Source organism: Roseivirga ehrenbergii (assembly GCF_001593005.1).
GTDB classification, from domain to species: Bacteria; Bacteroidota; Bacteroidia; order Cytophagales; family Cyclobacteriaceae; genus Roseivirga; species Roseivirga ehrenbergii.
Map to the genome: position 1 here is coordinate 285716 of NZ_LQZQ01000001.1, position 12088 is coordinate 297803.

11 protein-coding genes are annotated in these 12088 nt (G+C 38.5%); 4 read left to right on the forward strand and 7 right to left on the reverse strand.

All coding sequences use genetic code 11. From position 1 onward, the window contains the following. The 3 genes from MB14_RS01315 to MB14_RS01325 all read right to left on the reverse strand — a co-directional run bounded on the left by MB14_RS01315 (position 1) and on the right by MB14_RS01325 (position 2772). Complete coding sequence (locus tag MB14_RS01315) at positions 1–1062, reverse strand: efflux RND transporter periplasmic adaptor subunit (RefSeq protein WP_084375917.1); 1062 nt, start codon at positions 1060–1062, stop codon at positions 1–3. Positions 1063–1204: 142 nt separating this feature from the next. Continuing rightward, positions 1205–1651, reverse strand: a complete 447-nt coding sequence (locus MB14_RS01320; protein ID WP_062587873.1) for a hypothetical protein — start codon at positions 1649–1651, stop codon at positions 1205–1207. After that, positions 1651–2772, reverse strand: coding sequence for a DUF4934 domain-containing protein (locus MB14_RS01325; RefSeq protein ID WP_062587875.1), 1122 nt, complete (start codon positions 2770–2772; stop codon positions 1651–1653). The genes MB14_RS01320 and MB14_RS01325 overlap by 1 nt, the downstream gene beginning before the upstream one ends. A 189-nt stretch (positions 2773–2961) precedes the next feature. On the opposite strand from MB14_RS01325, the gene MB14_RS01330 reads away from it, so the two are divergent. Together MB14_RS01330 and MB14_RS01335 are read left to right on the forward strand one after the other, a co-directional pair. Continuing rightward, entirely contained in the window at positions 2962–6081 is a 3120-nt protein-coding gene (locus MB14_RS01330) for an efflux RND transporter permease subunit (protein ID WP_062587877.1), read from the forward strand. A 140-nt stretch (positions 6082–6221) separates the two neighbouring features. Then, complete coding sequence (locus MB14_RS01335; protein WP_062587879.1) at positions 6222–6752, forward strand: FKBP-type peptidyl-prolyl cis-trans isomerase; 531 nt, start codon at positions 6222–6224, stop codon at positions 6750–6752. Between the two features lie 60 nt (positions 6753–6812). On the opposite strand, the gene MB14_RS01340 is transcribed toward MB14_RS01335, so the two are convergent. Further along, positions 6813–8465 carry a M28 family metallopeptidase gene (locus MB14_RS01340; RefSeq protein WP_062587881.1) on the reverse strand — a complete coding sequence of 551 codons (1653 nt, stop codon included), beginning with the start codon at positions 8463–8465 and terminating at the stop codon, positions 6813–6815. Positions 8466–8576: 111 nt separating this feature from the next. On the opposite strand from MB14_RS01340, the gene MB14_RS18885 reads away from it, so the two are divergent. Continuing rightward, positions 8577–8789, forward strand: coding sequence for a hypothetical protein (locus MB14_RS18885; RefSeq protein WP_132644098.1), 213 nt, complete (start codon positions 8577–8579; stop codon positions 8787–8789). Between the two features lie 185 nt (positions 8790–8974). On the opposite strand, the gene MB14_RS01345 is transcribed toward MB14_RS18885, so the two are convergent. From MB14_RS01345 to MB14_RS01355, 3 genes are read right to left on the reverse strand one after another with little or no spacing between them, the layout of a single operon-like run. Beyond that, positions 8975–9466, reverse strand: a complete 492-nt coding sequence (locus tag MB14_RS01345) for an FKBP-type peptidyl-prolyl cis-trans isomerase (protein WP_062587883.1) — start codon at positions 9464–9466, stop codon at positions 8975–8977. A gap of 11 nt (positions 9467–9477) precedes the next feature. After that, positions 9478–10377 carry an FKBP-type peptidyl-prolyl cis-trans isomerase gene (locus tag MB14_RS01350; protein WP_062587885.1) on the reverse strand — a complete coding sequence of 300 codons (900 nt, stop codon included), beginning with the start codon at positions 10375–10377 and terminating at the stop codon, positions 9478–9480. A 47-nt stretch (positions 10378–10424) separates the two neighbouring features. Beyond that, positions 10425–11447 (reverse strand): DHH family phosphoesterase, encoded by a 1023-nt coding sequence (locus MB14_RS01355; RefSeq protein ID WP_062587888.1) that lies wholly within the window; start codon positions 11445–11447, stop codon positions 10425–10427. A 194-nt stretch (positions 11448–11641) separates the two neighbouring features. Here MB14_RS01355 and MB14_RS01360 point away from each other — a divergent pair, with 194 nt between their 5' ends. Then, positions 11642–12061 (forward strand): nucleoside-diphosphate kinase, encoded by a 420-nt coding sequence (locus MB14_RS01360; protein WP_053223610.1) that lies wholly within the window; start codon positions 11642–11644, stop codon positions 12059–12061. Positions 12062–12088: the final 27 nt, after the last annotated feature.

Sequence of the window (12088 nt, forward strand, 5' to 3'; positions counted from 1 at the left end):
TTACTGGTTAGAGTTGGTGAGGTCTTCTTCGGCAATGCTAACTTTAGCATCGTGCGCTAATTGAATATTGTTGGTCAATACTACTTGGTCGCCTTCTTTAAGACCATCTAGCACTTCTACATCCGTTCCGTTATCAAGGCCTATCTCTACATATTTCCACTGAGACATTCCGTTTACCACAGTAAAAATAACTGGCTTCCCTTGCTTAATTACCACCGCTTCTCTTGGTACGATGATATGTAATTCCTGAGGTACACGTATAATGGCGCTAGCACTCATCCCTGGTAAAAGCCCTTCTGATTGGTTCAGTTTTAACTCTATCTGCACCATTCCTTCTTCATTCACCCTTGGGTTAATTTCATTAACAGTGGCCAAAAAAGATTGATCTCTTCGCGCTAGCGGATAAACGTCTGCTAGAAGGCCACGTTTGATATAACCGAAATCGGGCTCTAGAACTTTAGCCGTAAGTGTAAGGTTTTTATCATTGTAAATTGAACAAAGTACTTTTCCTGCCGAAACAAGGCTTCCTTCTTTAGTTTCTAAATCAACAATTACACCATCAGTAGGCGCCTTAATAATGGTATTATCTAAATTAATTTGAGCTTCGCGAAGATTAATTTCAGCGTCAACAAGACCTGATTTCAAAGATAAATTTCTCAACATCACCTCATTATGCTTACTATAACCTAATGAGTCATCTGTGTATTGCACCAAAGCCTTATTGTAAGCGGCCTGCGCCTTTTCAATAGCGAACTTCTCTTTCTCATTTTGTAGCTGACCTATAACTTGACCTTTCTTTACCCTTTGCCCATTCTCGATACTGAGTTTATCTAAGTAACCACCCGTTTCAAAAATAATTTCCAGTTCATAGTCGGACTCGATGGTACCTGTAGCGCTCACTAAAAATTCGAAGGGTCTGTATTCTGCCGTTGCCACTTTTACCTCAGTAGGTTGCACTTGTTTTCTTAAGGCTTCTTGGTCTACCTCTTCAACCTCTACCTTTTGGTCTTTACAAGCTAAACACAATAGGAAACAGGTGCATATCAAAAAAAATCTTTTCATAATAGTCCAAAATAATGCTAAAATATGATTTCAAAAAACTAATTGACTAGTTATTTAAGTTTCTCACAAAAATTAATTCTCAATAGAGGTCGACATGTGTCGACCAAACTCTAATTGGTCTTGATTTACATTAACTATAAATTTATTTGCGGTACTGAATGGTCGGGCTACCTAATATTTCCCTATCCTTATTTATAATATAGCCATTGTACCCCTCTATGGATTCTCCATTGGCTTCTCTAAAAAGAGATTCCTTATCTAGAACTACCGAGTATTTGTAGTCCAATTCTGTCAACCACTGTTTTACCTCAGTTTCTGAGTCAGCTTCCACATAAATGAGGTAATCCATATTCTTCTTAATGCAATCAGCCACTGCCAACTCGATTCTATAAAGGTTATCTTTTTGCCACTTCTTATAAATGTAAGCCACATATGTTTTTCGTGTGAGGTCAAAAGGAGATTTTGCGTTTTCGGCTTCGGGTTGGGTAGAAACCACAGGCAGTTCTGGGAGCACAAGCTTTCTTGGACCTGAAGAGCAGGACAACATCAAGGCAACAATTACGAAAAATAAGGGCGTGGATTTTTTCATCAGAAATCAATTTTAGCAATTACGATTATTGGATTGTCATCTGATTGAATGTTGTCGATCACCTGTTGATGTTTTCCAAAAAGCCCAGGGTTTCCCTTCTCTAAATTCAGCATGTCACCCTCATGAAAAAGAAAAAGCAAACGATCTCCATCCATAAACTGAAAGGCTGGAGCAGTTTCTTCCAAACTCATTATTAGCTTAGACTCTCCTGTTTTCTTATTCAACAATAAATGAAATGCTTTAGGCTTATCAGGGTTTTTCTGAAGCATTATATTGAAGTAGGCATAGTTTTCTGATTCAGAATAGGCCAGAATAAAGGCCGTACCATTATTCATAATTCTTTCATAATTCTCAAAAGGATCCTCGCTATCAAAGGCATTCTCTTTTAGGTTGAAATCACCAAAATCGAATTTATGGGTAGGAATTAAGCTATCCTTTTCAACTTTATATACCTGATTATTAAATGGCTCGAAGTAAAGACTTCCATTTTCTCCTCTACCGAAATTATTAGCTCCTGTAGAAAACATGGCTCTGTCAATAATAGGATAGAACTTACTGATCAATTCGCCTTTAAAATTACGGCTATGTAAGTTGTGCTTATTCTCAAACACCTTATTGGCTCCTGTAGAAAACATGTAACCGTAGTCGGTCAGCTCAAAAGACACATAACTGCTTTCTTCAAAATCCATGGATTTAAGAAAATCGCCTTGTTTTGAATAATAAAATAAGGATGAGCCTTTCTTATATGTAAGTATTACCAAACTATCGTTAGAGACCACAAAACCAGCTGGGCTTCTGTATTCCGTTGGGCCGTCACCAATTTGGCCAATGGTATTTATAAAATTACCTGAACTACCAAAACGGTGCACTTTACCTTCTTGACCAGAAAAGACAAAGTATTCATTATCGGCACTTCTCGCCATGCTGAAATCACCAATCACCACCTCATCAGTAGCCAACGGAATAACTTCGAGTTCCGAACTCGATAAAAAAGCACTAAATTCTTCTGGTTCTAATTCACCAAAAACAATGGTGCTCTCATCTTTAACCGAATTACAAGACATCATGCACATTAGCATAAAGCTAATGGCCAATAATTGTGATCTAAGTTTGAGCATCATAGAGTAGCTGAGGTTGGTTCAACCAAATATAGTAGTTATAACTAATAAAAAAGTCATACACCTAAATTTATAGTAGTCTGTATTTGCTTTAAATTAAAGTTTATTAAATTTAAGATGTTTTTTATTTTCATTTCAACCTAATAAAGACTTATTTAAAGTTGAATATCTAAGAGCTTATTATTTTTCAAGATGAAGCGACCTTTTCGAATGGTAATAGTATTTGTGGTTCTAGCGATGATCGGTATCGCTTTTATCCCAAAGCTGAATGTTAATTTCACACCACGCTATACAAAGCCGGCTATTACTATCTCTTATACTTTGCCAAATTCATCACCAGACATCGTGGAACGTTTGGCCACTTCACCACTTGAAAACGCAATTTCTCAAATTGAAGGGGTAAACAAGGTCACCAGTGTTTCTAGAGACAATAGCGGAAGCATCGAATTATCTTTTGACAAAGGAGAAGATATGGAGTTCCGTAAGTTCGAAATCAATTCACTGATTCGGAACCTCTATAAGAAGTTACCCGAAAACATGAGTTACCCGATGGTTGAGCAGCGTGGCGGAGAAGTACAGAACAAAACTGAGTCTCCGATATTACTCTATTCCATCAACGGCCCCTATGCCTCTTACAAAATCAAAAAGGATGTAGATGAGTACATCCTAAAGCCGCTATCGTACATCAATGAGATTAAGAGTACCGAGTTAACAGGCGCCAACGAATTACAAATAACAGTTGATTTTGACCCCCTGCTATTAATGAGGTACGGTCTTTCGAAAAGCGATATAGTAAGTAGCTTAAGGCTTTTTCAAGACAGAAATTACCCAGGAATGATCAAAAATCCTGCGGGTCAGCAGTTCTACTTCAGAAGCTCGTCTGAACTTACTAGTTTGGAAGATTTGGAGCAAGCCGTTATCAGCAATATTGAAGGCAAGGAACTTTACTTAAAAGATGTAGCCAAGGTTTACATTGAAGAACAAGAACCTACAAGGTATAGCAGAATTAATGGTCGCAACGCGATTAATTTACGCATTTACGCCCGAGAGGGTGTGAATAAAATTGTGCTCGCTAAGCAAATCCGTGATCGAATTGAGGAGTTACAAGCTACCCTGCAATCCGATATTTCTATTTTCTTAGAACAAGACGACACCGAGTTTTTAAATGAAGAGATGGACAAAATCTACAAAAGAACCTCTCTTTCAATTATTATTCTATTGTTGTTCATCTTTCTAATTAACCGTAACCCAAGGTACTTAGTCACCCTTTTTATGGGCATTACCGTCAACCTATGTATTACAGCCATCATTATATATGTTCTTGATGTTGAGCTCCATATGTATTCAATTGCTGGGCTCACCATTTCTTTTGGGTTGATAGTAGATAATGCCATTGTAATGATGGATCATATGTACCGTAAGAAAAACCGAGGCATTTTTGTAGCACTTTTAGCGGCTTCCTTAACTACAATTATGGCACTTTTAATGGTGCTACTTTTACCAGAAGAAGACCGGAGAAACCTTTCTGATTTTTCGATTGTGGTAGCCATCAATTTGGCCGTTTCCTTAGTGATTGCTTTGTTCTTCACCCCTGCACTTTATCAGCTGCTATTCAAAAAAGAAATGAGCGCGAGCAAGTCATTTAATGTAGGTCAACTGCGAAGAAAAGTAAAATGGTTTAGAGGCTATTCTAAATCCATAGGCTTTATGGTTCGGTACAGAAAAGCTTTTATTGTGGTTATTATTTTAGGATTTGGTTTACCCGTTTTCCAGCTTCCCCTGCAATGGGAAGGACATGAATGGTATAACAAAACCATTGGTAGCGATAAATACCAAGATGATATCCGCCCAATCACGGATAAAATTTTAGGTGGCGCCTACCGCAAATTTAAAACTGAAGTATACGGAAGATCAGGTTATAGAGAAAATAGCCAAACCCAAATAATAGTACAGGCCACGCTCCCTATGGGCACCACACTGGAAGACGCAAACGATGTCATCAAAAAAGTAGAGGAATACATTGATGGAGTGAAGGGTATCGACAAATACATTACCAGTGTTAATAACTTAACAGGCACAGTACGAATTACCTTTAAACCAGAATATGAATTTTCTGCATTGCCTTATCAACTCAAGGGGCGGTTACAAGCCCGATCGGTTGATTTAACGGGGGTAAAGTGGGCTATTTCTGGTGTAGGCCGATATTTTGGTATAGGTGGAGAAAATGGAGAGAATCAGGAGTTTTCCATTCGAATGAGAGGTTATAATTACGACCAGTTAAGTACACAAGCAGACATTTTAGCTGAAAAACTTGAAAACCATAAGAGGATACAGGAAGTAAAAACCAATGAGCAAATTAGCTATGGATATAGCAGTGCCGTAAAAGGAAATGAATATGTACTCTATTTTGATGTGGACAGAATGGCCAAGGCAGGTATTAATAGAGGGGCTGTTACCAATGTGCTTACTGACTTTACATTACCAGACAGATCAGAGGCATTTGCCAACCTAAACAACGAACTCACTCCAGTTTTTGTGAAGGCCATGAATGCCAAAGCCTTTTCCAAATATGATTTAATGGAAGAAGCGCTACCTATTGACACCAGTCGTTTAGTGAAAATCAACAACTACGCTACAATGGCTTTTGAAGAAAGAGCTAATGAAATCCATAAAGTGGACCGACAATATTTAAGGCAGTTAGGATTCAAGTATTTAGGGTCAGCAAAATTTGGCGCTGAATACCGCGACAAAATGATTGAAGAAATGAAGTTGGCCCTTCCTCTTGGGTATCAAATAGACACCCAAGATCGCTTATATAGATTCGATAAAGAAGCAAAGCAATATGGTTTATTAGGCTATTTGATTATTGGTATTTTTGTGATTTGTGCCATTTTGTTCGAAAACCTAAAACAGCCCTTCTACATTATTGTCACTATCCCTATTTCCTTCATTGGCCTTTTTCTAATTTTCTCTTTATTCGATTTCCCTTTCGACCAAGGTGGTTTTGCATCTTTCGTAATGCTTGGGGGCTTGGTAGTAAACGCAGCCATTTTTATCGTGAATGACCTTAATAACACCAAGTTGCAAAAATATAACCGAGCAGTTTTAAGGGCAGTAATGGGTAAAGCGCAGCCCATCATGCTCACTATACTTTCTACCTGTTTTGGCTTAATTCCTTTTTTACTTGAAGGAGAAAACGAGGCTTTCTGGTTTTCATTGGCCATTGGCACTATAGGTGGACTTATGTTTTCTACCATAGCGGTGTTTGTATGCTTACCAGTTTTTCTTACCAAAAAAGTTAAAACAGCATAAACTCCTCTTATTTGTTTGCTTCCAATATATTTGTGCGTCCTTAACAAGCGCTATTCCAACCTCTGATTTCAATTGGGGGTCTAATGGCCTTAGACAACACAAAAATTAATGACCGCTCGAATTGAGCAAATAATCAGACTATGAAAGGAATAAAAGTTTTGTTGGGAGCACTTGCTATAATGGCCATAACACAATCGTGTTCAGATGATTTTGGCCCCTCATACGACCCCAATGTACAATTGCCAATCGATCTTGCTACAATCGACAGTTATATTGCTACCAATAATTTAACCGTTCAAATTCACGAAACGGACATTAGGTATATTATTATTAATGAGGGAAATGGAAAAACAGTAGCCCTAGACGATACTGTCTATGTTAATTATGAACTCTACCTTTTAGATGGCACCCTTGTAGACACCAATTTAGAACAAGTAGCCACAAACAATGGCATTTTTAACCCAAACAGAACTTATGAACGTTTTGGTTTTATAGCTGGCCGGGGCATGGTGATTTTAGGTTTCGATATTTCCACACAAATACTAACAGAGGGCGGCAGTGGCACTTTCTTTATTCCTTCTGTTTATGGTTATCAAAATATAGGGTCGACTCGAATTCCTCCTAACTCCAACTTAAAATTTAAAATTGAACTGCTGGAAGTGAAAAAGTAAAGCAAAAACAAAGGCCGACTGAATAATCAATCGGCCTTCGTTTTTATTGTGAAAAAGGAATTACTTCTTTTTTAAACTCATATCCTCATCTCGTTTCGCTTTAAACTCCGACCCGTCATTCCACTTAGGAAAGTAGGTCTCATTCGCCAACTTATTGCCAACATTAAACAGTAGCACAGCATCTTGGGCAATCCCTTTCAAATCCCACTCTTCAGGCAAATAATTATCGGCTTGCTGGTGGTATCGAATATCTAAATACTCTTGCGTTTTCCTTTCAATAAACTCCACTCCCTTTTCTTTCGACTCATATGAACCCGAAGCATACAAGGCTGGAATACCAATTTTGGCAAAATTAAAATGATCGGAACGGAAGAAATAACCTTTTGCTGGATCAGGATCGGGGATTACATAACGCCCCTGCTTGTCAGCTTCGGCCTTGGCGTAATTATCTAGTTCCGATTGTCCATAGCCCGTTATGGTCAAATCCTTCATTTCGCCATAGGCCGGAAGTCCATCAATATTAATGTTCGCTACACTTTGATTGGCTGGGAATATTGGGTTTTGAGCATAATAAGCTGAGCCTAGTAAACCTTGTTCTTCTGCCGTTACAAATAAAAACACCACAGAACGTTCTGGCTTGGTTTCCATTTTAGCAAAAGTTTCGGCTATAGTAAGCAAGCCTACAGTTCCACTGGCATTATCGTGGGCACCATTATAAATAGAATCGCCATCTACTGGCTCCCCTACTCCCAAGTGATCCCAGTGGGCAGAATAAATCACATATTCATCAGGACGTTTTGTTCCTTCAACCATGGCCACCACATTGTGCGACATATCTCTTTTGATTTCATTCTTAACACTCATAGAGGCTTTCAAGCCCATAGCCACAGGTTTGAACCCTTTTGTTTTGGCCAAGCTAGAGTAATCCTTAATTCCAGCCGCTTGAAACAATTGAACGGCAGTATTTCTAGTAATCCATCCCTGAATTGCACATTTATATGGAGGATTGGCATCGTCTAAATTTAGCTTTGCGCCAGTCCAAGAGCTTTGAACCACCAACCATGGATAACCAGCCGGAACGGTTTCGTGCACAATCAGAACCCCAGCCGCTCCTTGTCGGGCTGCCTCTTCATATTTGTATGTCCATCGGCCATAGTAAGTCATTTGATCCCCTTTAAAGAAGGTGCTATCGCCCGACCCAAAGCCAGGGTCATTTACCAAAACGACTACCGTTTTCCCTTTTACGTCTAAACCTTCATAATCATTCCAGCCATATTCAGGTGCCACAATACCAAAACCTGCGTATACAAGCTCAGAATCTTTAACAGAAACCTCTTCCTCTACCCTTTCGGTATAGATTACTACATCGTTACCAGTTTCGAAACTCATCGTTTTTCCTTGCCCTGTTACGGTCATGGTTGGTGATTGCGTTCCTGTAATCTCCACCAAAGGCACTTCCTGAAAATAACTATCGCCATTCCCAGGCTTTAAGCCCATCGCTTTTAGTTCTGATTCTAAGTAATGAATCGTTTTTTCTTCTCCTTCGGTGAAAGGCTTTCTGCCCATAAAATCATCGGAAGCCAATACACTCAAATGCCGATCAATGGTGAGCGTATCAATAAATACTTTTTCTTCAGTTACATTTTCTCCCGATTGACAAGCCCAAAAGCCCATGACCAACAAAGCGAAAAGTGCTATATTCTTTCTTTTCATATTCTTTTAATTTGAAAACGAAGATAAGAAAATTTAAAGGCATGAAATGGATTTTGAAGGACAAGGCAAATCCTCTAATTTCACTTATACATCTATTTACTCTTGGCACTAATGAAATATTTATTGACTCTGCTTCTATCTGTTATTCTTATTAGGCCATGCAATGCACAAAATGTCTCACAAATTGTAAATGAGAAAACAGAGAATATTTCATTCACTCCTCCGCCCATTACAGGATTATGGGTAATTGAGAAGGTTTTGGTGTACGACAAAAATCTAAGCCCAACCGCCAAAGGGATGTTTACTTACCTACGCTTTCTATAATCAGCAATGAAAAGAACACTCGAACCAATTGGGAAATAGAAGTTAGTAATAGCGAAATGAGTTGGAAACGCCCAATGGGAAATGAACTTATGAAACTCTATTTCAAGAAGAGTTAAGCACTACAAATAAAAAACGGGGCGCCTTTAGAAAGCGACCCCGTTTACAAATTCTTCGGCAACAAAACCTTAATCGTTGCCCAATATATCTACTACACGTACCTCAAAGATTAATACTGAATTGGCGGGAATGAACAAGTTTCCAACATTTCCATAACCATATTTTGATGGAATAAATATTGTAGCTTCAGTTCCTTTATTAAATAGCTTAAAAGCAATATCCCAGCCTTGCACTACAGCGCCTTGACCAATCACAAAATCAAAAGAATCTGCACCACCAACATTGGTATCGAATGTGGTACCATCCAATAAGTAACCTGTATACTTTACCAATACAGTTGATCCAAATTTGGCATTATCTCCTGTTCCTTGTTCGGTAATTATATAGCGAATACCGCTTTCATCTACTTCTGCCTCAAGATTATTATCAGCTAAATACTGCTCAATTAAAACAGTATCTCTAACAAATTGCTCTTCTGTATCGAAAACCTCTTCTGGCTTACACGCGCTAAAAGCCAAGGCTACAATGCCCAACACCAAGAAAATTCTAATCGTTTTCATCAGTTTATTTTTTAATTCTTAATGTCAACCAACTCAACCTCAAACATCAAAATTCCATTTGGAGGAATTGGGCTACCAGGTCTTGATTCTGGGCCATAAGCCAATCCCGAAGGAACAAAGAAAATGGCACTTGCGCCTTTATTCAAATAAGGAATACCTACATCCCATCCCGCAATTACGGCTTGTTGCCCTAAAGGAAATGTATATGGTTCGTAAGGCTCTCTTTGAGGATTGTAAAAATCATGCTCTTCTGCAACGGATTTATGGCTTGTATCAATATACGTTCCGTCCAATAATTGAACTACATAGTCTATCGAAACCGTTTGACCCGCTTGTGGTTTCGATCCGTTACCTTCCTTTTTAATAATGTAATAAAGGCCTTCTTCAGTACTTTCAGCCGTCAAGTTATTTTCTGCTAAGTACTCTTCAATAATTGCTTTGTCCTTTTCTAGCTGCTTTACACTTTCTCTTTCAATTTCAGTCTGCGCTCGCTCAACGAAAGCTTGTTCATCGTTGATTTCTAGAACTCTAATATTCATGAAGACAGATTCAGCAGTATCTAAATCTGGAGTAATAGGCATACCAGTCAACATTGAGTACTGTGCTAAATCAAACTTGATTTGTACGCTATCTCCTTCGCCCAAAGGCTGAAGAATTTTACCCAACATAGGGGGAACACCCGTTACTGGGTTGATGAAGAAACCACCAACTGGTTTAGGGTTAATGACTACGGAGTCTTTATACACACTATTAAGGTCAAGTAACATTGCTTGATTTGGCCCAAGTTTTTTTCCATCTCGTTCGTCAACTAACCTGTACTGAACACCTGGCTCTGACTCAACAAATTTCACCTCAGACTTACAGGCAGAGAACCCAATAAGGGCAATCATTACCACAATGTATTTATTCATCCTATTCATATCTAATTCTATCCTTGTGTTTTACCTCAATTAAGTGGTTATTCATTCTTTTCGCTATCTAGCAAAGGTTTATAATCTTTCAAAATCGACTTGAATTTATCTACCGTTTCTTCTAATGTTCCTTCGGTTTTACCACCAGCCGCATTTCTATGCCCTCCTCCATTAAAATATTTAGAAGCAATTTCATTAGCAGGAAACTCGCCAATGGATCGGAATGACATTTTTATGCCATCACCACTATCTTTAAACAAAACCGCCAAAACAATTCCTTCAAGAGAAAGGGCATAATTCACTAAACCTTCAGTATCTCCAGTTTTCGACTCAAACTGGTTGAGTTCATCATTTGTAATGGCAAAGTAGGCCGTATGAAATTCGGGGAGAACCTCAAGTTTTTGACTTAGTGCGAAACCCAAAAACTTAAGCCTGTTAAGAGAGTTGGTGTCATAAATTTCCTTGGCAATTTTGGCATTATCGGCCCCTATACCTATCAATTCAGCCACCACTTCATGAACATTTTGAGTGGTATTTGGGTGACGGAAACCACCAGTATCGGTCATGATTCCCGCATAAAGACATTCCGCAATATCCTTATCAATCAAGGCCTTATCGCCCAACATCACAATTAACTCAAAACAAAGTTCGCAGGTTGAAGCCGCTTTAGTATCCCACAGTCTATAGTCTGCAAAATCTTCAGGCTCTAGATGGTGATCCACATTTACTTTAAAGGCTTTTGCATTCCTCACCATTTCTCCCATTTCGTTAATTCTGTGTAACACAGAAAAATCGAGTGTGATAATAGTATCGGCCTCGTTAATAAAGCGTTGAACTTGCTCTGAATTCTCATCAGAATAAACCAAAACGTTATCGTTCCCTTTCATCCAATTCAAGAATCCCGGGTAGTCACTTGGCGTGATCACCTTAACGTTGTGTCCCTTTTTAATAAGGTAGTTAGCCATCCCCAAAGAAGAACCTAAAGCATCGGCATCAGGCTTGTGATGTGTAGTAATCACAATTTTATTCGAGGTATTCAGCTGTTTGATTAAAGAATTTATATCTCCCATTAACAACAAATACTGCCAAAGCAGTATACCAGTCAGCCGGCAAAGTTGATAAGAATAAGCTTCTAAAACAATGATTTAACAGTGATTAACCTATTGTTAAATAAGTTAAAATATTAAGAATCAGGTTAGAGCATCCGAATTAATCTTCTATTTTTGCAGCCAAATTAAGAAAATACAACAAGCACATAATTAGAATGGCAACAAACAGAACGTTTACAATGGTTAAGCCTGACGCTGTAGAAGCAGGTAACATTGGTGGAATTTTGAATATGATTGAAGAAGCTGGCTTCAAAATCGTAGCAATGAAATATGTAAAATTAAGCGCTGAAATCGCTGGTAAATTTTACGAAGTACACAGTGAAAGACCTTTCTATGGTGAGCTTTGCGAATACATGTCTTCTGGGCCAATCGTAGCTGCTATTCTTGAAAAAGACAATGCTGTTGCCGATTTCAGAAAGCTAATAGGCGCAACCAACCCTGCTGATGCAGAAGAAGGTACAATCAGAAAAAAATATGCAACATCAATTTCTGCTAACGCAGTACATGGTTCAGATTCTGATGAAAACGCAGCAATTGAAGGAAGCTTCTTCTTCTCTCAATTCGAAAGATTCTAAGGTTTAACTTCCTATTCAGAATAAGAA